We start from the raw sequence: 21,362 nt of genomic DNA, 5'->3' as shown, positions 1-21,362 counted from the left end.
ACGGGCGAGCCGCCTGTGGACAACGCCCTGATCATGGCCGGATGTGCTAGCGGTCGGGGTCGACGGGCGGCAGCCGTGGCCGGAGCAGGCCGTTCGGGGCCGCCCGCCTACGGCCGCCGGTGCACCACCACCGACGCCAGTCCCGGTCCGGCGTGGGCGGCGACCACCGCTCCCGCCTCGGTGAGGTACGTGTCGTGCAGCCGCTCGCCGAACCGGTCGCGCAACGCGTCGAACAGTTGCTCGGCCCGTTGCGGGGCGGCCAGGTGGTGCACGGCGAGGTCCACCTGGTCGTCACCGGCCGCCTCGACGGCGAGGTCCACCAGGCGGGCCACCCCCCGGCTGGCGGTACGGACCTTCTCCCGCAGCACGATCGCCCCGTCGACCATGTGCATGATCGGCTTGACCGAGAGCGCCGTGCCGAGCAGCGCCTCGGCGGCGTTGATCCGGCCGCCCCGGCGGAGGAACTCCAACGTGTCGACGTAGAACAGGACGCGGGTGCGGTCCACCGCGGCGAGCGCCGCGTCGCGTACCCCGGCGAGGTCGGTGCCCTCCTCGGCGGCCCGGACGGCGGCGAGCACCGGAAACCCGATGCCCATCCCGGCGGACCGGCTGTCCACGACGGCGACCCGGCCGTCGAGTTCGGCGGCGGCGACGCGAGCCCCCTCGACGGTGCCGGAGAGTTCGGCGGAGAGGTGCACGGAGACCACCCCGTCGGCTCCCTCGTCCAGCAGCCGGCGGTACGTGCGCCCGAACTGCTCGGGAGCCGGCCGGGACGTGCTCACCGACACCCGGCGCGCGCCGAGCGCCCGGGTGGCGTCGTCGGGGCGGGTCTCGACCCCTTCCAGGCCCTCCGCGCCGTTGAGCACGACGGTCAGCGGCACCACGGTCAGCCGGTGTGTACGCACCAGTTCGGGTGGCAGGTAGGCGGTGGAGTCGGTGACGACCGCGACGGGCATGCCCGCACGCTAGTCGATGTCGGGGCGGGTCGCCGACCTCGCGCCGGCACCGACCGGTCCCGTCGGCGTCCTACCGGCTGGACCGGCCCCGCCAGCGTCGTACCGGCCGGACCGGGTCGTCGGCCTCCCGTCGGCCTGGAGCGGTCCGGCCCGGGCGACGGTACGGGTCAGACCGCCTCGGCGGACGCCGGGGCGCCTCGCCCGGAGTCGCCGGCCCCGGCGGGAACGCCGACGGCCGGCACCCCGACGTTGTGGGCCCGGAGCTGCCAGCCGCGGACCTCGTCGTGGCGCAGCTCGGTCCAGTGGCAGTTGGCCAGGGAGAGGACGGTGGCCAGCACGTCGTGGCCCCAGCCGAGCAGGTGGCCGCAGCCCTGCCGGGCCCCGCCGCCGTGGGTGGCGACCACCACGGTGCCGCCGGGTACGGCGTCGACGGCGGCCTGGAATCCGCTGCCAACCCGCTTGCCGAGGTCGTCGAGGCTCTCCACCCCGGCGCCCGGATCGGGGTCACCGGCCCGCCAGCGGGCGTACTCGGCGGGAAAACGTTCGATCACCTCGTCGAGCAGCAGCCCCTGCCACTGCCCGAAGTAGCGTTCGCGCAGTCGCGGGTCGGTGCGGACCGGCAGGCCGGTGAGCGCGGCCAGCGCGGCGGCGGTGTCCGCCGCGCGGCTCAGGTCACTTGCGACGATGACGTCCGGGCGGAGTGCGGCGAGCAGCGGCGCGGCGGCCAGCGCCTGCTCGCGGCCCCGCTCGTTGAGGGGCACGTCGGTCTGCCCCTGCACCCGTCGGGCGTTGTTCCAGTCGGTGTTGCCGTGCCGCCAGACGATCAGCCGGGTCATTCGGCAGGAGCCGCGGACCCGGCGGTGGCGTCGGCCTCGACCAGGTCCCGGTCGACGAACGGGACGGTCGGGCAGTCCTTCCAGAGCCGGTCGAGGGCGTAGAACTCGCGTTCCTCGGTGTGCTGGACGTGGACCACGATGTCGACGTAGTCGAGCAGCACCCAGCGGCCGCCCCGCTCGCCCTCCCGCCGGACCGGCTTCGCCTTCTCCGGCAGCTCCAGCAGGCGTTCCTCGATCGCGTCCACGATGGCGAGCACCTGACGCTCGTTCGGGGCGGAGGCGAGCAGGAAGGCGTCGGTGATGGCGAGCTGGTCGCCCACGTCGATGATGACGATGTCCTGCGCCTTCTTGTCGGCTGCGGCCTGGGCGGCCGCGGTCGCCAGCTCGTGGGCGCGGTCGGAAACTGTCACCGTTCTCCTTCGATCAACCGTGCGATCCTCCTAGCGTCTCACACGTGGCGCGGGAGTGACGCGTGAGTTCCGGTCGACTAGCGGACTTCCCGGGACGAACCGGGCGGCTGCGTGCCCTGGTAGAGCCCCCGCTTGGCGATGTACTGCACCACACCGTCGGGAACCAGGTACCACACCGGTTCGCCCCGGGCCACCCTCGCCCGGCAGTCGGTCGACGAGATCGCCATCGCCGGCACCTGCACCAGGCTCACCGTGTCGGCGGGCAGGTGCGCGTCGGAGAGTTCGAACCCCGGCCGGGTGACCGCGATGAAGTGGGCCAGCTCGAAGATCTCGTCCAGGTCCTTCCAGGAGAGGATCCGGGCCAGCGCGTCCGCGCCGGTGATGAAGTAGAGCTGCACCTTCGGGCCGTACTCGGCGTGCAGGTCACGCAGGGTGTCGACGGTGTAGGTGGGGCCGCCCCGGTCGATGTCGACCCGGCTGACCTGGAAGCGCGGGTTGGAGGCGGTGGCGACCACCGTCATCAGGTAGCGGTCCTCGGGCGGGCTGACCGCCTCGTCGGCCTTCTGCCACGGCTGCCCGGTGGGGACGAAGACCACCTCATCCAGCCCGAACCGGTCGGCGACCTCACTGGCCGCCACGAGGTGGCCGTGGTGGATCGGGTCGAAGGTGCCCCCCATGATCCCGATCCGCCGGATGTCTTCCTCCATCCGGAGATCGTATGCCCGTCCGGACGCGGCTGACCTGCCCTGCTCTCCGGGTGCGGCAGCGGTCACAGCGACCGCCGCCGCTCACCTGAGGTCGGCGGGGTCGGTGTTCGCGCCGCAGAGCACCACGGCCACCCGTTCCTCCGGCTCCGGACGGTAGACGCCCGCGGTCAACGCCGCCAGGGCCGCCGCCGCGCCGTGCTCCACCACCAGCCGGTACCGGTCCCACAGCCAGCGACGCGCCGCCACCAGGTCGTCGTCGTCGACCAGCACGGACCGGACGCCGCAGCCGACCGCCACGTCGAAGGCGATCCGGCCGAGCCGGCGCGCGCCGAGCGAGTCGGCGGCCACCCCGGACACCGTGACGTCCGTCGGTCGTCGGGCTGCCAGGGCCGCGTGCAGGGTGGGCGCGCCGGCCGGCTCCACCCCGACCACCCGGGCCAGCCCGTCGAGGGCGGCGGCCACCCCGGCCATCAGCCCACCGCCGCCCACGGCCACCAGCACGGTGTCCACCCCGCCGCTCTGCTCCCACAGCTCCACCCCGAGGGTGCCGGCCCCGGCCACCATGGCCGGCTGGTCGTACGCGTGGCAGAACGCGGCCCCGGTCTCGGCGGCGCGGGCGGTGGCGGCCTGGTGCGCCTCGGCGTACTCCCGCCCGACCTGCACCACGGTCGCGCCGAGGGCGTGCAGCCGGCGGACCTTCGCCGGCGCGGAGATGGTCGGCACGAAGATCTCCGCCGGCACCCCGAGCCGGGCTGCGGCGTACGCCACCGCGACCCCGGCGTTGCCCCCGGACGCGGTGACCACCCCGGCGGCGGTCAGCTCGCCGTCCTCGGCCGCCGACCGGATCCGGTTGACCGCGCCCCGGGCCTTGAAGGTGCCGGTCTCTTGAAGCTGTTCAAGCTTGAACCAGAGCGCACCGGCCCCGTCCCCCGCGTCCCCCGCGTCCCCGCCGGCCTCCGCCGGGTCGACGGCGAGCACCGGCGTACGCCGCACGTACCCGGCGATCCGGCCGGCGGCGGCGTCCACGTCGGCCCGGGTGACGGTGGGATCCCCGTCGGACCGCGCGACGGCGCCGTCCGACGGTGCCGGCGCCGGTCCCGCCGGGCGGGTCATGCCGCCACGACGCGGGCCGTCCGGGCGACCAGGGCCCGCCGCAGGTCGTCGTCGGCGTCGGTGACCACCCGGCGTAGGCCGGGGGTGAGGTCCGCGCGGGCCAGCAGCGCCGCGGCCAACTCCCGGGTCGACGACGCCACGGCGTAGCGGGGGTAGGACAGCTTCGCGACCTGCTCGGCCACCCACGGGGTACGCAGCGTCGCCGCCGCCGGCATCTCGGCGAAGTACCGCGACACGTACGGGTCGGTCAGCTCGGCCTGCTCGGGCTGCCAGAAGCCCTCGGCTGCCGCCTCGACCAGCCGGTTGGACAGATCGGTGTCCCGGGTGACGATCTCCCACGCCCGCCGCTTCGCCTCCGGGTCGGGCAGCGCGGCCCGGCACCCGGCCGCCTCCATCGCACCGGTCGCGCTCGGGTCGGCGACCACCTCGGCGGCGATCTCCGCCTCGCCGGCCGCCCCGAGCACCACCAGCCGGCGCAGCAGCGACCAGCGCAGGTCGGCGTCGACGGTCAGCCCGTCGGGCACCCCGGAGCCGGCCAGCCAGCCGCCGAGCAGCGCGGTGTCGGTGCTGGACACGATCAGCCCCTGGGCTGCGGCGAGTTGGAGCGAACCACCGGCCGGCGCGGCGGCCAGCAGCAGCCGGCAGGCCCCGGCGACCTCGGCCAGGGCGGCGTCCCGGGCCGCTGGTTCGAGGTACCGGTCGATCAGTGGCCGGATCAGCGCCAGCACGTCCTCGACGATGATCACCTCGGTCTCGGCGGGAAGCGCCGCCGCGATCAGCTCGACCACGGCGCCCACCGGCCGTTCCCCGTCGATCGCCGCGTGCAGCGACTCGCCCCAGAGCAGCGCCCGGGCCAGCGGGTCGGCCAGTCCCGGCAGCACCAGCGGCACGGTGTCCGCCGAGGCCGGGTCGAGGCGCACCTTGGCGAAGGTCAGGTCACCGTCGTTGGGCAGCAGCAGCCGGGCCGCCGGTTGCCCGGTCAGCTCGGGCAGGACGGTGCGGCCCCCGTCGGTCTCCGGGTCGAGGTCGACCTCCCGCCGTCGGACCGTGCCGTCGGCCGAGTAGAGCCCGACCCCGATGCGGTGCGGACGCAGCACCGGGTGGGTCTCCGGGGCGGACTGGACGATCGCCACCTCGGTGTACCGGCCGTCAGCGTCCAGGCTCACCTCGGCCCGCAGGGTGTTCACCTGCGCGCGGCGCAGCCAGTGCTCCGCCCAGCCGTCGAGGTCCCGCCCGCTGGCGGCGCTCAGGCTGGCCAGCAGGTCGGCGAGGGTGGCATTGCCGAACCGGTGCGCGGCGAAGTGCGCGTTCAGGCCGGCGAGGAACGCCTCGTCACCGAGCCAGGCGACGAGCTGCCGCAGCACGCTGGCGCCCTTGGCGTACGAGATGCCGTCGAAGTTGAGCAGCGCCTCGGCGGCGTCGGCGACGTCCTCCGGGGCGACCGGGTGCGTCGAGGGGCGCTGGTCGGCGGCGTACCCCCAGGCCTTGCGCCGCAGCGCGAAGGTCGTCCACGCCCGGTCGAAGCGGGTGGCCTCGGCGGTGACCCGGACGCCGAGGTACTCGGCGAAGGACTCGTTCAGCCAGAGGTCGTCCCACCAGCGCATGGTGACCAGGTCACCGAACCACATGTGGGCCATCTCGTGGGCGATCGTGGTGGCGCGCAGCTCACGCTGCGAGTCGGTGACCGCCGACCGGAAGACGTAGTCGTCGCGGATGGTGACCAGACCCGGGTTCTCCATGGCCCCGGCGTTGAACTCCGGCACGAACGCCTGGTCGTACTTCCCGAACGGGTAGCGCTCGGCGAAGAGCTGGTGGAACCGGTCGAGGCACTGCCGGGTGACGGTGAAGATCTCCTCGGCGTCGGCGTCCAGGTGCGCGGCGAGCGAACGCCGGCAGTACAGGCCGAGCGGGATGCCGTCGTGCTCGGTCCGCCGCACGTGGTACGGCCCGGCGATCAGGCTGAAGAAGTACGTGGCCAACGGCGGGGTCGGGGCGAACTCCCAGCGTCCGGGCCGGGGCGTGGTGGCGAGCGGCCCGTTGGCGGCGACCGTCCACTCCGGTGGGGCGGTGACCGAGAGGGTCACCGGGGCTTTCAGGTCGGGCTGGTCGAAGGCGGCGAAGATGCGCTGCACGTCGTCCAGGAAGGACATGGCGTAGAGATACGTCTCGCCGTCGACCGGGTCGACGAACCGGTGCATGCCCTCACCGGTGTTCGAGTACGCCATCTCCGCCTCGACGGTCAGCGTGTTCACGGCGGCCAGCCCGGTCAGCGGCACGCGGTCGTCGACCAGCAGACCCGGGTCGAGGTCCCGGTCGTTGAGGCGGACCCCGACCAACCGGGCGGGCTTGACCTCGACAAATGTCTCCGCTCCGGGGGTGGCCCGGAAGGTGATGGTGACGTGGGAGTGGAAGCGGTCACCGTCGCCGGTCAGGTCAAGGTCCACCTGATAGGACTCCACGGTAATCGACGCGCCACGCGCAGTCGCCTCTACACGGCTCAGGCTCGGCATCCGCTTATCCTGCCCGATGAGGGAACGGACAGCGTTCCCATTACTCCCGGCACTGGAGGAAGCAACAATGGGTCAGCACCCCAAGGGCGATTTCGACCTGTCGCGGGCCGTCTGGCAGCGCGCCGAGGGGGACACCTCCGACAGCGCGGTCGAAGTCGCCTTCGTCGACGACCTGATCGGCATGCGCAACTCGGCCGAGCCGGACGGCCCGGTCCTGGTCTTCACCCAGGCCGAGTGGGACGCCTTCGTCGCCGGTGCGCAGGACGGCGAGTTCGACCTGGACTGACACACCCGCCGCGATCAGGCGCTCGACGACCGGCGACGTGGGGCCCGGCACCCGGGACACCCACGTCGACCCGGTCCTCCCCGGTCAACCGTCGCCGTCGCCCCACCCGAGACCACCGAGACCGGGGCCGTGGTGGAAGCCCGGATGACCGGCCACGTCGGCGCAGCGCTCCCCGTCCGGGCCGACCGCCCCGCAGAACAGCGGCTCCGCCCGGTGCCAGGCACCGGCCGGTGAGCAGGCGGCCCCGCCGAGCGCCACCTCGGGACGGAGCAGGCTCAGCGCCTCGGTGTACTCCACGGCCCGTTCGCGTGCCTCGGTCAGGTGCGCCGCCTCGAAGAGAAGGTGCGCGGTGTAGAGGCGGGGCGGCAGCGGAAGCCGTCGAGCGTCCCGCCGCCCGTCCACCCGCCACCGGGTCGACCTGTTGTCCTTCATGCTGTTCCCTCCCCGTCGCCAGCCGTGCCGCCGGTCCCGCCCAGCCAAGCAGGACCCGGCCCCACGGGGAGGAGCCAGCGGACGAGCCCGTGACTGGCCCACACCACGCCGGACCGGGAATCATCCGCGCCGCCCCGGGTAGACCCAGCCCGGCCGGTGGCCCGCGCCGGCCGGCCGGCAGCGCGTGCGTCGTGCCGGCCCCGCCGCACCCGCGCCGGAGGCGAGTTGTCCCGCATGCCCACCGACCCCCGCCCGGAGAGCACCCTGGCCCTGCTGCGGGACGGCTACCGGTTCGTCACCGACCGCTGCGAGCGGTTGGGCAGCGACGTCTTCCAGACCCGGCTGCTGCTGCGCCGCACCATCTGCCTGCGCGGCCGGGACGGCGCGGAACTGTTCTACGACGAGGAGCTGTTCCAGCGGGCCGGCGCCGCGCCGAGGCGGACGCAGCGCACCCTGTTCGGCTCCGGCGCTGTACAGGGCCTCGACGGGACGCTCCACCGGGAACGCAAGGCCTTGCTGATGTCGGTGCTGACTCCGGACGCCGTACGCCGGCTCGGACAACTCTTCGCCGACGAGTGGCGGGCCCGGATCCCGGCCTGGGAGCGGGCCGGCCGGGTGGTCCTGTACGACGAGGTCGGCCAACTGCTCACCCGGGCGGTCTGCGCCTGGGCGGGGGTGCCGCTCGCCGACCGTGACGTGGCCCGCCGTACCCGCGACCTGCACCGCATGATCGAGGCACCGGCGGCCCTCGGCCCCCGGCACTGGCGGGGACGGTGGGCCCGGCTGCGCGCCGAACACTGGTTGGCCGGGGTCGTGGAGCGGGAGCGGGTCGGCCTGCTGCCCGCTCCCGAGGGCAGCGCGCTGCGGGTCGTCGCCGAGCACCGTGACGCCCGGGACGAGCTGCTCCCCCGGCGGGTCGCCGTGGTCTCCCTGCTCAACATCCTGCGGCCGGCCGTGGCGGTCGACCGGTTCGTGGTGTTCGCCGCGCTCGCCCTGCACGAGCACCCCGGATGGCGGGAGCGGGTCCGCGCCGGAGCGGCCGAGACGGAGCAGTTCGTCCAGGAGGTACGCCGCTTCTACCCGTTCTTCCCGCTGGCCGCCGCCCGGGTCCGCCGTTCCTTCGACTGGCGGGGACACCACTTCCCGCGTGGCCGGCGGGTGCTGCTCGACCTGTACGGCACCAACCACCACCCGGAGCTGTGGCCCGAACCGGGCCGCTTCCGGCCGGAGCGGTTCGCCGACTGGCCCGGCGACCCGTACGCGCTCGTTCCGCAGGGCGGCGGGGACCACTGGACCGGGCACCGTTGCGCCGGGGAGTGGCTCACGATCGAGCTGATGAAGCAGGCGGTGACCCTGCTGACCTCGGCGATGCGCTACGACGTGCCCACCCAGGACCTGACGCTCAGCCTGCGCCGGATACCGGCCCTGCCGGCGAGCCGGCTCGTGCTCGACGGCGTGCGCCGTACCGCCTGAACCGGGCGCGCCGTACCGGCTGGACCAGGGTGCGCCGTACCGGCTGGACCTGCGGGTGTCGTACCGCCTGACCCCGCCCGTCGGGGGCGGAGCCCGCCGGTCCGGTGCCGACCCGACGGCCGGCACCGGACGGGCTCACGCCTGCGGGTGCAACACGGTACGCAGGCAGGCGTCCTGCTTCTTCTCGAAGATCTCGTAGCCGCGCACCCCGTCGGCCAGCGGCATCGGGTGGGTGGCCAGGTAGCCCGGATCCATCTCCCCGGCGGCGATCCGGTCCAGCAGCATGGGGATGTAACGCTGGGCGTGCATCTGCCCCATCCGCAGCACCAGCGCCTTGTTCATCGCCGCGCCGAGCGGGAACTTGTCCACGAAACCGCCGTAGACGCCGACGATGCTGACCGTGCCGCCCTTGCGGCAGGCCATGATCGCCTGCCGGACGGAGGTGGGCCGGTCGGTCTGGGCGCGGGTGGCCTGCTTCGCCCGGTCGTACGCGTACGCCGGGCCGACGTCGTGGGCCTCCATGCCGACCGCCTCGATGCAGGCGTCCGGACCGCGTCCGGCGGTCATCTCCCGCAGTGCCTCCAGCACGTCCGTCTCGGCGTAGTTGACGGTCTCCACACCGAGCCGGTCGGCGGCGGTGGCGAGCCGTTCGGGCAACCGGTCGATCATGACGACCCGTTCGGCGCCGAGCAGTTGCGCGGCACGGGCGGCCATCTGCCCCACCCCGCCGGCCCCCCAGACGGCGACCACCTCACCGCCGGTCAGGGGGCAGAAGTCGGCGGCCATCCAGCCGGTCGGCATCGCGTCGGAGGCGAAGACCACCGAGTCGTCCGGCACTCCGTCCGGGACCTTGAACGCCCCGATGTCCCCGAACGGGACGCGGACGTACTCGGCGTGGCTGCCGGAGTAGCCGCCGGCCGCGTGCGAGTACCCGATGATGCCCGCCGGGGAGTGCCCCCAGAGCTTCTCGGTGAAGACCGGCTGCGGGTTCGAGTTGTCGCAGAGCGAGTACTGCTCGGTGCGGCAGTACCAGCAGCCGCCGCAGGCGACCACGGAGCCGACCACGACCCGGTCGCCGACCCGGAGCCGCCGCACGTCGGGACCGGTCTCCACCACCTCGCCGGTGAACTCGTGGCCCAGGACGTCACCCTCCCGCATGGCGGGGAGATATCCGTTGATCAGGTGCAGGTCGGAGCCGCAGACGCTGCTGGCCCGGACCTTGACCACGATGTCCCCCGCGGCGCGGATCCGTGGCTCCGGCACGTCGCGGACGGCCAACTTGCCGACGCCTTCCCAGCACAGCGCCTTCACGGCCGTCCTCCCGCGATCAGCCTGTCGCGGACCACGTCGGTCGCCCGTTCCTGCCGGGGGCTGCGGCCGGACGGATCGCGGTGGGTGTCGATCACCTGGCCGCACTCGATGAGCGACTTCACCCGGCGCAGGGTGGTCCGCAGGCCCACGTCCGGATCGTCGCCCCGGGCCAGTCCCAGCGCCCGGCGCAGCGGGCCGGCGGAGCGGTAACGCAGCTCGGCGCGGATCTCGGTGCCCCGTCCGCCCGGGGCGGCCACCAGGTCGACGTGCCCCTCCTGGGGCGCCGGGCCGTCGGTGACCTCCCAGCGCAGCCGTCCCGGCCCCGCCACGGTCACGTCCGCCCGCCACTCGGCCCCGCCGTCGCCGGAGGGGTCACGGGCGACGCACCGCCACCGGTTCGGGCCGAGCTGTTCCAGGGTCGCCCACTCGTCGAGAGCCCGGTCGAGCCGCTCCCGGTCGGTCCAGAAACCCACGACGGCCTCCACCGGCCGGTCCACCGTGATCCCCCGGCGTACCACGTACCAGCCGCCGGCCCTCTCCGGTTGTCGTCGGCGCCGCCGGACGCCGACCGCGCGACCGACGCCGACCGCCCCGCCGGTGACGACGACGGCGCCGAGCAGCGTCCACCTCGTCCTGTTGCTGGTCATCACGTCTCCTCCAACCGGGCGTCCGGGGATGGATCGTCCGTATCCCCCGCTACCCGGTCAGGTGGCGTCGAAACGGCCCGTCGGCAACCCGCGCGGGTCTTCCGGGGGATCGCCGCGATCGGCCGACGCCCGCCTGGTCACGCACGTTTGGTGACCCGGATTGCGGGCACCTGCCCGGGCAACCGCCCACCGTCGTCCGGACGACCGCCCGGACACACCGCCGCTACCGGTACCCGACCGGGTGGCACCATCGCCCGGGAGTGCCGTTGTCCTTCGACGCCAGCGAGTACGGTCGGCACGTCGCGGACGTCTACGACGAGACGTACGCCCACCTCACCGCCGACGACGCGGTGGACCGGCTGGTCACGCTCGCCGAGGACGGCCCGGTCTGCGAATTCGGCATCGGCACCGGACGGCTCGCCCTTCCCCTGGTTCGGCGCGGGCTGAGCGTGGCCGGCGTCGAGGGTTCCCCGGCAATGGTCGCCGGTCTGCGCGCGAAGCCCGACGGCGACCAGATCGAGGTGGCCGTCGGAGACTTCTCCGCCGTCCGGGTGCCCGGCGAGTTCGCGCTGGTGCTGCTGGCCTTCAACACGATCTTCGCGCTGCCCGACCAGGCCGCCCAGGTCGCCTGCTTCCGTAACGCCGCCGCGCACCTGCGCTCCGGCGGGAGGTTCGTGGTCGAGGCGTGGGTGCCCGACCCGGGCGCGTTCCGGGCCGGCGCGGCCCTGCGGCCGGTTCGGGTGGCCGAGGACGAGGTGCTGCTGGAGGCAGCCGTCCTGCACCCGGCGGAACAGCGCATGACCACGACCAAGCTGCGGGTCACCGACTCCGGGATCCGCCTGCTGCCGGCCAACCACCGCTACGCCTGGCCGGCGGAACTGGACCTGATGGCGGAGTTGGCCGGCATGCGCCGGGAACACCGCTGGGCGGACTGGGCCGCCCGGCCGTTCACCGACGAGAGTCGCCAGCACGTCTCGGTCTACCGACGGGAGGAGGCGTGAGCGCCCCGCCCCGCCCGGCCCGGCGTCGGGCGATCACCGCCACCCGGCTGCCCCTGTCGTACGTGCTGCCGCTGCGCTGGACCGACGACACCGGGCTGGACGAGCTGACCGGGTACCTGCGGCGGCTCGCCGCGCGGGTCGAGGTGACCGTCGTCGACGGTTCCCCACCAGGGGCCTTCGCCCGGCACGCCACGCTCTGGCGTGGCCTGGTGCGGCACGTCCCGCCCGATCCGGCGCTGCGCGGCGCGAACGGAAAGGTGCTCGGGGTGCTCACCGGCGTCCGCCTGGCCGGGCACGAGCACGTGGTGATCGCCGACGACGACGTCCGGTACGACGACGCGGGGCTGCGCGCCGTACACCGGCTGCTTGACCGGGTGGACCTGGTCCGGCCGCAGAACTACTTCGACCCGATGCCCTGGCACGCGTACTGGGACACCGGCCGGATCCTGCTCAACCGGGCGTTCGGCGCGGACTACCCGGGCACCCTGGCCGTGCGACGCAGCACTTTCCTGGCGATGGGTGGCTACGACCCGGACGTGCTCTTCGAGAACCTGGAGCTGATCCGCACCGTGCGGACGTACGGCGGCACCGAGGCGGCGCCGGCCGGGCTCTACGTCCGCCGGCTGCCCCCGGCCGCCCGGCACTTCCTCGGCCAACGGGTCCGGCAGGCGTACGACGACCTGGCCCAGCCGGTGCGGCTGGCGGTCTTCCTCGCGGTGCTGCCGGCCGTCGGCGCGGCCGTCGTCGCGCGTCGGCCCGGCCCGGTCCTCGGCGCGCTGGCGACCACGGTGGCGCTGGCCGAGGCGGGACGGCGTCGGGCGGGCGGCACCCGGGTCTTCCCACCGGCGACCGCCCTGGCCGCGCCGCTCTGGGTGCTCGAACGGGCCGCCTGTTCCTGGTTGGCGCTGGGGCAGCGGGTGCTCTTCGGCGGCGTGCGCTACGCCGGCACCCGCCTCCGGCTCGCCGCCAACCCACCCCGCGTCCTGCGTGCCCGCCCCGGCCCGCTCCCCTCGTCCCGCCCCACCTGACCCGAGCCCCGGTCGGCCGGGGTGGGGCGGGGTGGGGTGAGGTGGTTGCAGGGGACCCCTGCTCGGCAAAAAGCGGTAACAAGGGGCCCCTGCTACCAACCACCCACCACGTGCACGCCAACGGACCGGGTGCGCACGCAACGGCTCGCGGCCACCTCCGGCGGGTGGCGCCGGGGGTGGCCGCGAGCCGCGGCGTACGGGTCCGTACGGCTGGTCAGTGCCGGACCTGTTCGCGCGCGTGCTGTGCCTGGTCCTTCACGTCGTACGCGGCGGACCGGGTGTCGTCCTTGACCGTCTGCACGGCCTCCTGGGCGGTCGACCGCACCGACTCGGTGGCCTGCTGCGCCGGCTCGCGCAACTGCTCCTTCATCTCGCCGGCGACCTCGCCCAGCTTGTCGGTGACCAGGTGGGAGTGCTCGCGGGCCTTCTCCTTGACCTGGGTGGCGGCCCGCTGCTCCCGCTCGGTGGCGGGCAGCAGCGACGACGCCAGCCAGCCCACCCCGAAGGCGATCAGACCGGCGGCGAGCGGGTTCCCCTGGGACTTGCGCCGCAGCGTCTGCGGGGCCCGGTGCGCCGCGTCCCCCACCGAGGAGGCGGCGGAGTGCGCCGCGCCGCTGACCGAGGAGGCGGCCGAGTGCGCGGCGTGGCCGACGGTGGACGCCGCCGAGGAGGCACGGTCGCCGACCGAGTGGGCGGCGTGTCCGCCGGCGTGGCCGAGATCCGACGCGTTTCCCATCACCTTGTCCCTCACATTCTGCAGGGCGCCACGCGCCCGCTGCTTGCGGTCGTCGACGATGCGGCTCGGGCTGACCTTGTACGCCAACGCGTCCACATCGGAGCTCAGGTTGTTGCGGGTGGCTTCGATCTCGCGGCGGATCTGGTCGGGATCGGTGCTCATCGGGTGACTCCCTCCGGGTGCGGCTTCAGGGCGTCCGGGATCCGCTGCACGCTGTCGTTGGTGCGCCTGAGCCCTCGGACACGGTCGGCGTTCTTCTTGCCCATCGAGTAGAGGACGGCGGCGGCCACGCCCCAGAGGACGGCGACGATCAGGGCCGCCCAGCCGGCGTCCATCACGTTGGACAGCCCGGCCCAGAGGGCGATCGAGAGGAACAGCGCCACCATGTAGCCGCCGAAGCCGGCCCCGCCGAAGAACCCGGCGGCCTTGCCGGCCTTCTTCCCCTCCTCGCGGATCTCGGCCTTGGCGAGTTCCACCTCCTGCCGCATGAGCGTGGAGAGGTCGGTCGTGACCTGCCGCATCAGGTCGCCGACGGATCGGTTGGTGACCTCCTCGGCGGTGTGCGGGTGGGCGTGCCCGTTGAGGTTCGGGTGCTGCCCGTTGAGGTTCGTGGTGGGCTGGTACGCGGGGTCGTACCCCTGGTGCGTCGGCATGCTCACGCCGCCGTCTCCTCTCCGTACGCGCCGGCCGCCCGCGCCCTCGGGCGGGCGTACCGGCTGGTCAGCAGCTTCATGGGCGGGTGACCCCGCTCGACGGGACGCCCGGCAGCGGGTCGGTCTGGTCGACCGGCGGCAGCGGCTGGCCGGTGCCGGTCGGCGGCAGCGGCTCCACGTAGCCACCGCCGGTCGGGGCGGCGTAGCCACCGCCCGCCGGGGCGGCGTAACCACCAGTGGTCGGCGCGGCGTAGCCGCCCGGACGCGGGGGCTGGGCGTAGCCGCCGGCCAGCGGGTCGGCGTAGCCCGGGTCGGGCGTCGCGTACGCGGCCTCCGTCGGCAGCACCGCCGTCCGGTCCGGGTCGGCGACCGGCTGGTACCCGCCCGGCTGCTGGTCGTCGCCGGTGGCGGCGACGTTCCTGGTCAGCCGGCCGGCGAGGACGCCGAGCAGGGCCGCGCCCACCAGGAAGGTGCCGGGGTTGCGGCGGGCATAGTCGCGCACCTCGTGCAGCAGGTCTCCCGGCTGGCGCTCGTCGAGCCAGCCGGCGACGCCGTGTACCCGGTCGGCGGCCTGGTGGGCGAGTTCGGTGACCGGGCCGCCCTGTCCGCCCTGCTGCGCCATGGAACGCATCTCCTCGGCCAGCGACCGCAGCCCGCTCGCGGCACGGCGCTGCTGGTCGGCAGCCTGGCTGGCGAGCTGGGTGCGGGCCTCACCGTAGACGTTGCGGGCCTGCCGGGTGGCCTCACCGATGACCTCCCGGCCCTGGTCCTTGGCCGTCTGGGCGACCGCGCCACCCGCGTGGGCGGCCTCCGCGCCGACCTGCCTGGCCTGCTCACGCACGCCGTTGTCCGAGGTGGACGCGCCGTTGTGCGACTCGTAGGTCGCGGTGTGCGAGCCGTACGAGCCGGTCGGCTCGTATCCGTAGGCGGTACCGTTCGAGGACGTGGTTGCCGGATCGTAAGTCATGGTTTGCCTTCCGTCCGCTGGAGAAACTCGTCGCGGTTCGACTGGGGGGAGTTCGCCGGCTCTCTCGTCGGCTGACTATTGACCTACCCCCGCCTCACGGCTCCATGCCTGCTTTCTTTCCGGTCCGTCCACACCCGCCGGGACGTCGGTCCCCGACGACGTGCGCCGCCGCCGGCAGGTCAGGGACATCGCACACGACGACGCCGCCGACGCACCGGTGGTGGCGTCGGCGGCGGGGAAGAAGAAGGGTCAGGCGGCCAGCGGGAGACGCTTGGCGAAGCAGACGCTGTACGGGTTGTCGACGTACTCGCCGTACACCGGGATCGGGGCGTACCCGCAGGAGATGTAGAGGGCGATCGCGGCCGGCAGGTAGCTGCCGGTCTCCAGGCAGACGGTGTGGTGTCCCTGCTGGAAGGCCAACTCCTCGAGGGCGACCAGCAACTGCCGGCCGATGCCGCGTCCCCGGAACGCCGGGCGGACGTACATCCGTTTGATCTCGCCCGTGCCGCTGTCCAGGGCCTGCACCCCACCGCAGGCCACCGCCCGCTCGTTGAGCACGACCGCCAGGTAGTGGATGTCGTCCCGGGTCACGGTGGCCTGCCCGTCCAGTCCCCCGTCGGCTTCCCGCAGCTCCCGCTGCTGCGCCGTGACCAGGGCGGCGATCTCAGGGTCGCCGGCGGGGCGCATTTCGATCCGCATCCCGCCACGGTAGGTTGGCCGGATTTCCCGCAGGTTTCCGCCGGTGGACCCGGTCACGGAGCGCAGCCGGCTATTCGGCGTCGTCGCCCGCGTCGTCTGCGGACCCGGCCTCGACCTCGACCCTGGCCCCGGCCTCAGCCACAACCCCGGCCTCGATCTCGTCCGCCGGGCGCTGCCGGCGGGCCTTGCGGGCGGCGAGCCGGTCGGCCGCCGAGGCCCGGTTCGACTTCTCCTCCAGCCGGACGTCGGTGCCCCGGTTGCCGGGAACGAAGTCGACCCCGGCGTAGAGGGTGGGCTGCCAGTCGAACTCGCGCTCCCCGATCCGCACCAGGTCGCCGGGCTGCGCGCCGGCCTTGGCCAGCTTCTCCTCGACGCCGAGCCGGGCCAGCCGGTCGGCGAGGTAGCCGACCGCCTCGTCGTTGTCGAAGTTCGTCTGCCGCACCCAGCGCTCCGGGCGCGTGCCGCGCACCACGTACGAGCCGTCGGGCTGCGCCTCGATGGTGAACCCCGCGTCGTCGACGGCGGTCGGCCGGATGACGATCCGGGTCGGCTCGACCGGCGGCGCCGCCTGCCGGGCCTGATCGACCAGATCCGCCATCGCGTACGTCAGCTCACGCAGCCCCTCCCGGGTCGCCGCGGAGACCTCGAAGATCGGCCAGCCACGGGCCTCCAGGTCCGGCCGGACGATCTCGGCAAGGTCCCGCCCGTCCGGCACGTCGACCTTGTTCAGCACGATCAGCCGGGGCCGCTCCTCCAGCCCCCCGTACGCGGTCAGCTCCGCCTCGATGGTGTCGATGTCGGCCGCCGGGTCCCGCCCCGGCTCCAGGGTGGCGGTGTCGACCACGTGCACCAGCACCGAACAGCGCTCGATGTGCCGGAGGAACTCCAGCCCCAGCCCCTTGCCGGTGGCCGCGCCCGGGATCAGGCCGGGCACGTCGGCGACGGTGAAGGTGCGCTCGCCGGCCTGGACCACCCCGAGGTTCGGCACCAGCGTGGTGAACGGGTAGTCGGCGATCTTCGGCTTGGCGGCGGAGATCACCGAGATCAGCGACGACTTGCCGGCCGACGGGTAGCCGACCAGTCCGACGTCGGCGACGCTCTTCAGCTCCAGGACGACGTCGAGCTCGTCACCGGGCTCGCCCAGCTCGGCGAAGCCGGGCGCCTTGCGCCGGGCGTTGGCCAGCGAGGCGTTGCCCCGGCCGCCCCGGCCGCCCCGGGCCGCCTCGAAGGTGGTGCCCGCGCCGACCAGGTCGGCGAGCACGGTGCCGTCGGGAGTCTGCACCACGGTGCCGTTGGGCACCTTGAGCACCAGGTCGCGGCCGTTGGCCCCGTCCCGGTTCGAACCCGCGCCGCCCTTGCCGTTGTCGGCCTTGACGTGCGGACGGAAGTGGAAGTCGAGCAGCGTGTGCACCTGCGGGTCGACGACCAGCGAGACGCTGCCGCCGTGTCCGCCGTTGCCACCGTCGGGGCCGCCGAAGGGCTTGAACTTCTCCCGGTGGATCGAGACACAGCCGTGCCCGCCGTCGCCGGCCCGCAGATGCAGGACGACCCGGTCCACGAACATCGTCACGTCGTCAATCCTCCCCGCGGGATACCCGCGACTACCCACCTGTTGCACGAAAAAGACGAAGCGGGCCGGGACACCAGGTCCCCGGCCCGCTTCGTCGGAAGACTACTGCCCCGCCGGTACGATGCTGACGGTCTTGCGACCGCGCTTGGTGCCGAACTGGACCGAGCCGGCGGCCAGCGCGAAGAGCGTGTCGTCTCCGCCACGGCCAACCAGGTCACCGGGGTGGAACTTGGTGCCACGCTGCCGGACGATGATCTCGCCGGCGCTGACGACCTGACCACCGAAGCGCTTCACGCCGAGCCGCTGGGCCGCGGAGTCGCGACCGTTACGCGAGCTGGACGCACCCTTTTTGTGAGCCATTGGAGGACGACCTACTTCCCGCTGGAGATGCCGGTCACCTTGACCTGGGTCAACGGCTGGCGGTGACCCTGGCGCTTGTGGTAGCCGGTCTTGTTCTTGAACTTGTGGATCCGGATCTTCGGGCCCTTGGTGTGCGCGGCGATCTCGCCGGACACCGCGACCTCGGCAAGCTTCGCCGCGTCGGTCACCAGGTCGTCACCGTCGACGAGGAGCACCGCGGTGAGCTTCACCGCGTCGCCGGGGGCACCGGCGAGCTTCTCGACCTCGATCACGTCGCCCTCGGCGACCTTGTACTGCTTGCCGCCGGTCTTGACGATCGCGTACATCGGAGGCGGACTCCCTGTCGTTGAGGCTGCTGGCGGTCGTTCCCGCGGCGGCTCACCGGGCGTGGAAGGCGCGGCGGCTCGGGCAGCGAGAACTCGGCGCACCAAAGTACGCCGCAGGCAAGAGTACGCCATGCCCGACCCCGGCCCCAAACCGGGGCCGTACCCCCCGTCCGGCCCCACCTCGGACGGGAGCCCGCACGGGGGCACCGGCCCTTCCGGGGACGCCGGGCATCCGGCGCACGGCACAGGGCCCCGTCCGCCGGCGGGTACCGGACGGGCAGGGCCCTGTGCTGCGTACGGGCTGCTCAGCGACGGGTCACGGCCGGGTACGCCGTCGCGCGCCGCCACGCCGGGACCGGCGGCGACCGCCGCCCGCCTCGGCGAAGTCGTCGTCGCCCTCGCCGTCACCCAGGGCGTCCGGGTCGTCGGCGGCGGCGAGCCGGGCCGACTCGCCGCGCTGGGCGTCGGCCACCGCCGGGGCCGCCGCCGTGTCGGCCTCGTACCGGGACAGGTCGTAGCCCATGGTGTCCTGGTACTGGTCGGCCGGGGTGTCGGTGACCTCGACCTCGACGGCGCTCCGCTCCGGCGCGGCCGACTTGCGTCCCCGCCGGCGCGTCGACGTGCCGTTCTGCTCGGCGGGCGCCGGGGTGGCCGGAGCCGACGCGGCGACCGCCTTGGTCTTCTCCGGCGCGCCGCCGCCGGAACGCGGCTTCTCCGGCACCGGCTCGGTGTGGATGATCAGGCCCCGGCCCTTGCAGCACTCGCAGGTCTCGCTGAACGCCTCCAGCAGCCCCGCGCCGATCCGCTTCCGGGTCATCTGCACCAGGCCGAGCGAGGTGATCTCGGTGACCTGGTGCTTGGTCCGGTCCCGGCCGAGGCACTCGGTCAGCCGGCGCAGCACCAGCTCCCGGTTCGACTCCAACACCATGTCGATGAAGTCGATGACCACGATGCCACCGATGTCCCGCAGCCGGAGCTGGCGGACGATCTCCTCGGCCGCCTCCAGGTTGTTGCGGGTGACCGTCTCCTCCAGGTTGCCGCCGGCACCGGTGTACTTGCCGGTGTTGACGTCCACCACGGTCATCGCCTCGGTCCGGTCGATGACCAGGTGACCGCCGGAGGGCAGGAAGACCTTCCGGTCCAGCCCCTTGAGGATCTGCTCGTCGATGCGGTAGGTGGCGAAGGCGTCGGCGGTGCCGGTGTGCCGGCGCAGCCGCTCGACCAGGTCCGGTGAGACGTGCGACAGGTACGACTCGACCATGTCGTACGCCCCGTCGCCCTCGATCACCAGCTCGCGGAAGTCCTCGTTGAACAGGTCCCGCACCACCCGGATGACCAGGTCAGGCTCCTCGTAGAGCAGCACCGGGGCGCCGCCCTCGGCCGCCTTGACCTGGATGTCCTCCCACTGCGCCTGGAGCCGCTTGACGTCCCGGGCCAGCTCGTCCTCGCTGGCGCCCTCGGCGGCGGTCCGGACGATCACGCCCGCGCCGTCCGGCACCAGCTTCTTCAGCACGTCCCGCAGCCGCTTGCGCTCGGTGTCCGGCAGCTTCCGGCTGATGCCCGAGGCGTTGCCGTTCGGCACGTAGACCAGGTGCCGGCCGGAGAGCGCGATGTGACTGGTCAACCGGGCGCCCTTGTGACCGATCGGGTCCTTGGTGACCTGCACCAGCACCGAGTCACCGGACTTGAGCGCCTGCTCGATCGACCGGGCCCGCCCCTCCAGGCCGGTGGTGTCCCAGTTGACCTCACCGGCGTACAGGACCGCGTTGCGGCCCCGCCCGACGTCGACGAAGGCCGCCTCCATGCTGGGCAGGACGTTCTGGACCTTGCCCAGGTAGACGTTGCCGGCCATGGTGCCGGAGGAGTTGCGGGTGACGTAGTGCTCGACCAGGACGCCGTCCTCCAGGACGCCGATCTGGGTGCGGTCGCCGCGCTGGCGGACCACCATCACCCGGTCGACCGCCTCCCGGCGGGCCAGGAACTCCGACTCGCTCAGGATCGGCGGTCGGGTCCGCCGCTGCTCCCGGCCGTCGCGGCGGCGCTGGCGCTTCGCCTCCAGCCGGGTCGAGCCGGAGACGCCCTGCACCTCGTCGACGGTCTTGCGCGGCTCGCGGATCTTGACCACCGTCGGGACGCCGTCGTCCGCGGTCGTCTCGACGTCGCCCGCGCCACGACGACGGCGGCGACGGCGACGACGGGTCAGCCCGTCGCCGTTCTCGTCCTCCTCCTCGTCCGACTCGGCCTCGGCCTCGGTCTCCTCCTCGGCCTGGGCCGACTCCTCGGCCTCCTCGTCCTCGGCCTCGTCGGCTCCGCCCCGGCCCCGGCCGCGACCCCGACGGCCCCGGCGGCGGCGACGCCGCCCACCGGCGGTCTCGTCGTCCTCGTCCTCGTCCTCGGCGGCCTCGTCCTCGACCTCGGCGGTGGGCTCCTCCTCGACCTCCACCTCGACCTCGACCGGCTCGACCTCGCGGCGCGCACGCCGACGGCGGCGGGTGGTCTCGGTCGGCTCCTCGGCGGCGGGCTCCTCGGCCGGCGGGGTCACCCGGACCGGTGCCGTCTCGGGCTCCGGGGCCATGAAGAGCACGGCCGGCGGGGTGAGCGCGGCCCGGCGACGACGGGTCGGCTTCTCCTCCACGGGCGCGGCCGGCGGTTCGGCCGGAGCGGACACCGCCACCCCCGGTGGGACCTCGCCGGAACGGTTCTCCGCGCCACTGGTCGCGGCCGGCGGCTCGCCCGTGCCGATGTCTTCCCCGGCCTCCGCCGCCGGTGCCGCGTCCGTCTCCCCCGCCTGCGCCGGGGCCGGCGGGGTCACCACCGGCGGCACGCTCTCGGCCGCCAGGGCGGCCGGCTCGACCGGCGACGTGGGGACCGACTCGGCGGCCGGGGGCTCGGCGGCCTTCCGCCGCCGCGTCCGGGTCACCTTGACCGGCGGTACGACCTCCGCGCCGGCCTCCGTCACCTCGGCGGCCACGACCGGTTCCTCGGCGGCCTTCGGGCTGGTCGCCTTGCGGCGGCGACGGGTCTTCGGGGCCGTGTCCAGCTCACCGGCGACCGGGGCGAGTACCTCCGCCTGGGGGGCCTCGGAGCTGGTGGAGGCGGTGCCGCTGGCCGCGTCGACCGGGGCCTCGGTCTGTTCCGGCTGGTTGAGCGGCGCGGCCCGGCGCCGGGTGGTCCGCCGTCGCGTCGGGGTGACGGCGGGAGTGTCAGTGGTCTCGGCGGTCTCGGCGGCCGGCTGTGTGCCGGTCCGTTCGCCGCCCTCGGGCTCGTTCTCGAGCATGGACGTTCTCCAGTTCTGGCTGCCCCGGGCGCGGGTGAGCGCTGCCACGCAGGGTTGCCGCAAA

21 protein-coding genes are annotated in these 21,362 nt (G+C 73.9%); 4 read left to right on the top strand and 17 right to left on the bottom strand.

What is annotated here, in order from left to right; translation table 11 throughout:
• Nucleotides 1-107: 107 nt before the first annotated feature.
• The 6 genes from GA0070618_RS17185 to pepN form a co-directional block, all read right to left on the bottom strand.
• Nucleotides 108-956, bottom strand: coding sequence for a DegV family protein (locus GA0070618_RS17185; protein WP_088982542.1), 849 nt, complete (start codon nucleotides 954-956; stop codon nucleotides 108-110).
• Nucleotides 957-1,123: 167 nt separating this feature from the next.
• Nucleotides 1,124-1,792, bottom strand: coding sequence for a histidine phosphatase family protein (locus GA0070618_RS17180; protein WP_088982541.1), 669 nt, complete (start codon nucleotides 1,790-1,792; stop codon nucleotides 1,124-1,126).
• Complete coding sequence (gene rsfS, locus GA0070618_RS17175) at nucleotides 1,789-2,202, bottom strand: ribosome silencing factor (RefSeq protein WP_088982540.1); 414 nt, start codon at nucleotides 2,200-2,202, stop codon at nucleotides 1,789-1,791. Before rsfS ends, GA0070618_RS17180 begins: the two co-directional genes overlap by 4 nt.
• Before the next feature lie 77 nt (nucleotides 2,203-2,279).
• A complete protein-coding gene (nadD, locus tag GA0070618_RS17170; protein ID WP_088982539.1) occupies nucleotides 2,280-2,909 on the bottom strand; it encodes a nicotinate-nucleotide adenylyltransferase in 630 nt (209 codons plus the stop codon).
• A gap of 81 nt (nucleotides 2,910-2,990) precedes the next feature.
• Nucleotides 2,991-4,022 carry a threonine/serine dehydratase gene (locus GA0070618_RS17165; RefSeq protein ID WP_088982538.1) on the bottom strand — a complete coding sequence of 344 codons (1,032 nt, stop codon included), beginning with the start codon at nucleotides 4,020-4,022 and terminating at the stop codon, nucleotides 2,991-2,993.
• Entirely contained in the window at nucleotides 4,019-6,532 is a 2,514-nt protein-coding gene (gene pepN / locus GA0070618_RS17160) for an aminopeptidase N (RefSeq protein WP_088982537.1), read from the bottom strand. The genes GA0070618_RS17165 and pepN overlap by 4 nt, the downstream gene beginning before the upstream one ends.
• Nucleotides 6,533-6,599: 67 nt before the next feature.
• Between pepN and GA0070618_RS17155 the strand changes: the two genes are divergently transcribed.
• Nucleotides 6,600-6,818, top strand: coding sequence for a DUF397 domain-containing protein (locus GA0070618_RS17155; RefSeq protein WP_067312494.1), 219 nt, complete (start codon nucleotides 6,600-6,602; stop codon nucleotides 6,816-6,818).
• 84 nt (nucleotides 6,819-6,902) lie between these two features.
• Here the strand turns inward: GA0070618_RS17155 and GA0070618_RS17150 are convergent, their stop codons facing one another.
• Nucleotides 6,903-7,250 (bottom strand): hypothetical protein, encoded by a 348-nt coding sequence (locus tag GA0070618_RS17150; protein WP_231931772.1) that lies wholly within the window; start codon nucleotides 7,248-7,250, stop codon nucleotides 6,903-6,905.
• 234 nt (nucleotides 7,251-7,484) lie between these two features.
• Here GA0070618_RS17150 and GA0070618_RS17145 point away from each other — a divergent pair, with 234 nt between their 5' ends.
• Nucleotides 7,485-8,723: a cytochrome P450 gene (locus GA0070618_RS17145; RefSeq protein ID WP_231931771.1), complete on the top strand. Its 1,239-nt coding sequence runs from the start codon at nucleotides 7,485-7,487 to the stop codon at nucleotides 8,721-8,723.
• A gap of 135 nt (nucleotides 8,724-8,858) precedes the next feature.
• On the opposite strand, the gene GA0070618_RS17140 is transcribed toward GA0070618_RS17145, so the two are convergent.
• Together GA0070618_RS17140 and GA0070618_RS17135 are read right to left on the bottom strand one after the other, a co-directional pair.
• Nucleotides 8,859-10,034 (bottom strand): zinc-dependent alcohol dehydrogenase, encoded by a 1,176-nt coding sequence (locus tag GA0070618_RS17140; protein ID WP_088982535.1) that lies wholly within the window; start codon nucleotides 10,032-10,034, stop codon nucleotides 8,859-8,861.
• Nucleotides 10,031-10,681: an SRPBCC family protein gene (locus tag GA0070618_RS17135; RefSeq protein ID WP_088982534.1), complete on the bottom strand. Its 651-nt coding sequence runs from the start codon at nucleotides 10,679-10,681 to the stop codon at nucleotides 10,031-10,033. The genes GA0070618_RS17140 and GA0070618_RS17135 overlap by 4 nt, the downstream gene beginning before the upstream one ends.
• 260 nt (nucleotides 10,682-10,941) lie before the next feature.
• Here GA0070618_RS17135 and GA0070618_RS17130 point away from each other — a divergent pair, with 260 nt between their 5' ends.
• Together GA0070618_RS17130 and GA0070618_RS17125 are read left to right on the top strand one after the other, a co-directional pair.
• A complete protein-coding gene (locus tag GA0070618_RS17130) occupies nucleotides 10,942-11,682 on the top strand; it encodes a class I SAM-dependent DNA methyltransferase (RefSeq protein WP_088982533.1) in 741 nt (246 codons plus the stop codon).
• Entirely contained in the window at nucleotides 11,679-12,710 is a 1,032-nt protein-coding gene (locus tag GA0070618_RS17125; protein WP_197701765.1) for a glycosyltransferase family 2 protein, read from the top strand. Before GA0070618_RS17130 ends, GA0070618_RS17125 begins: the two co-directional genes overlap by 4 nt.
• Nucleotides 12,711-12,924: 214 nt before the next feature.
• On the opposite strand, the gene GA0070618_RS17120 is transcribed toward GA0070618_RS17125, so the two are convergent.
• The 8 genes from GA0070618_RS17120 to GA0070618_RS17085 all read right to left on the bottom strand — a co-directional run bounded on the left by GA0070618_RS17120 (nucleotide 12,925) and on the right by GA0070618_RS17085 (nucleotide 21,298).
• Complete coding sequence (locus tag GA0070618_RS17120) at nucleotides 12,925-13,608, bottom strand: DUF3618 domain-containing protein (RefSeq protein WP_088982532.1); 684 nt, start codon at nucleotides 13,606-13,608, stop codon at nucleotides 12,925-12,927.
• On the bottom strand, nucleotides 13,605-14,105 hold the full coding sequence (locus tag GA0070618_RS17115) for a phage holin family protein (protein WP_414467588.1): 501 nt from the start codon (nucleotides 14,103-14,105) through the stop codon (nucleotides 13,605-13,607). Before GA0070618_RS17115 ends, GA0070618_RS17120 begins: the two co-directional genes overlap by 4 nt.
• Before the next feature lie 70 nt (nucleotides 14,106-14,175).
• A complete protein-coding gene (locus GA0070618_RS17110; protein ID WP_231931770.1) occupies nucleotides 14,176-15,066 on the bottom strand; it encodes a hypothetical protein in 891 nt (296 codons plus the stop codon).
• Nucleotides 15,067-15,315: 249 nt separating this feature from the next.
• Nucleotides 15,316-15,765: a GNAT family N-acetyltransferase gene (locus GA0070618_RS17105; protein WP_088985596.1), complete on the bottom strand. Its 450-nt coding sequence runs from the start codon at nucleotides 15,763-15,765 to the stop codon at nucleotides 15,316-15,318.
• A gap of 70 nt (nucleotides 15,766-15,835) precedes the next feature.
• The gene (obgE, locus tag GA0070618_RS17100) at nucleotides 15,836-17,335 is read right to left on the bottom strand and encodes a GTPase ObgE (protein ID WP_088982531.1); all 1,500 of its coding nucleotides are present in this window, start codon (nucleotides 17,333-17,335) and stop codon (nucleotides 15,836-15,838) included.
• 102 nt (nucleotides 17,336-17,437) lie between these two features.
• Nucleotides 17,438-17,695: a 50S ribosomal protein L27 gene (gene rpmA / locus GA0070618_RS17095; RefSeq protein WP_088982530.1), complete on the bottom strand. Its 258-nt coding sequence runs from the start codon at nucleotides 17,693-17,695 to the stop codon at nucleotides 17,438-17,440.
• An 11-nt stretch (nucleotides 17,696-17,706) separates the two neighbouring features.
• Nucleotides 17,707-18,021: a 50S ribosomal protein L21 gene (gene rplU / locus GA0070618_RS17090; protein WP_088982529.1), complete on the bottom strand. Its 315-nt coding sequence runs from the start codon at nucleotides 18,019-18,021 to the stop codon at nucleotides 17,707-17,709.
• Nucleotides 18,022-18,337: 316 nt separating this feature from the next.
• The gene (locus GA0070618_RS17085) at nucleotides 18,338-21,298 is read right to left on the bottom strand and encodes an Rne/Rng family ribonuclease (RefSeq protein ID WP_088982528.1); all 2,961 of its coding nucleotides are present in this window, start codon (nucleotides 21,296-21,298) and stop codon (nucleotides 18,338-18,340) included.
• Between the last annotated feature and the right edge of the window lie 64 nt (nucleotides 21,299-21,362).

Origin of the sequence: Micromonospora echinospora, assembly GCF_900091495.1 — a bacterium.
GTDB lineage: Bacteria > Actinomycetota > Actinomycetes > Mycobacteriales > Micromonosporaceae > Micromonospora > Micromonospora echinospora.
Note: the sequence above shows the minus strand (reverse complement) of the source record. Positions and strands in the feature narration are given on the sequence as shown.